This is a genomic window from Roseateles sp. P5_E11, assembly GCF_054049355.1.
This window is the reverse complement of record NZ_JBFUMO010001065.1, coordinates 1-1001: the sequence shown is the minus strand read 5'-3', so window position 1 is coordinate 1001 and position 1001 is coordinate 1. Positions and strand designations below refer to the sequence as shown.

Here is a 1001-nt window from a genome sequence, read left to right as displayed (position 1 = left end):
AGCCTGGGTCGTGCCAAGCGCCTGGAAGATGCGCGCGGCCGCTACATCGAGTTCTGCAAGAACAGTTTCGGCTCGGACCTGACGCTCAAGGGGCTGAAGATCGTCGTCGACGCAGCCCACGGCGCGGCCTATCACGTTGCGCCCGATGTCTTCCATGAGCTGGGCGCAGAGGTCATCTCGATCGGCTGCAAGCCCGACGGCTTCAACATCAATGCCGGCTTCGGCGCGACAGCGCCCGGGGCCCTTGTCGAGGCTGTCAAGGCCAACGGCGCCCATTACGGCGTGGCGCTGGACGGCGACGCCGACCGGCTGCAGCTGGTGGACGCCAACGGTCGCCTCTACAACGGTGACGAACTGCTCTACGTGATGGTGGCCGATCGCCTCGCCCAAGGGCTGCGCGTGCCGGGCGCCGTCGGTACGCTGATGACCAATATGGCCGTCGAGCTGGCGCTGCGTTCGCGCGACGTCGAATTCGTGCGCGCCAAGGTCGGCGACCGCTATGTACTGGAAGAGTTGGCCGCGCGCGRCTGGCAGCTGGGCGGCGAGGGCTCTGGCCACCTGCTGGCGCTGGACAAGCACACCACGGGCGACGGCATCGTCAGCGCGCTGCTGGTGCTGCAGGCCGTCTGCCGCAGCGGACGCGGCCTGGCGGAGCAGTTGCAAGGCGTGGACCTGTTCCCGCAGACCTTGATCAACGTGCGCCTGGCTGCCGGCCAGGACTGGAAGAGCAGCACGCGCCTGGCCGAGGAGCAGGCGGCGGTGATGGCCGAGCTGGGCAACAAGGGTCGCATCCTGATCCGCGCCTCGGGCACCGAGCCTTTGCTGCGCGTCATGGTCGAGGCCTCGGATGCCACAGTGGCCCAGCGCTGTGCCCAGCGCCTGGTGGATGCTGTCTCGTCTTGAAACGGAGCCCCTCGTCCAGTCTCGCGCTGCTGAACGCATGCGTGCCTGACCGGTCCCCCAAGGGGACGGCGATGCTTGCCGGATCGACCGGCAAGCAC

General features: G+C 68.1%; 1 protein-coding gene. It reads left to right on the top strand.

What is annotated here, in order from left to right; all coding sequences use genetic code 11:
* Nucleotides 1-903 (top strand): phosphoglucosamine mutase (gene glmM, locus ACXJKR_RS33435; protein WP_457326521.1); only part of this gene is annotated, 903 nt, incomplete at its 5' end.
* Nucleotides 904-1001 lie beyond the last annotated feature (98 nt).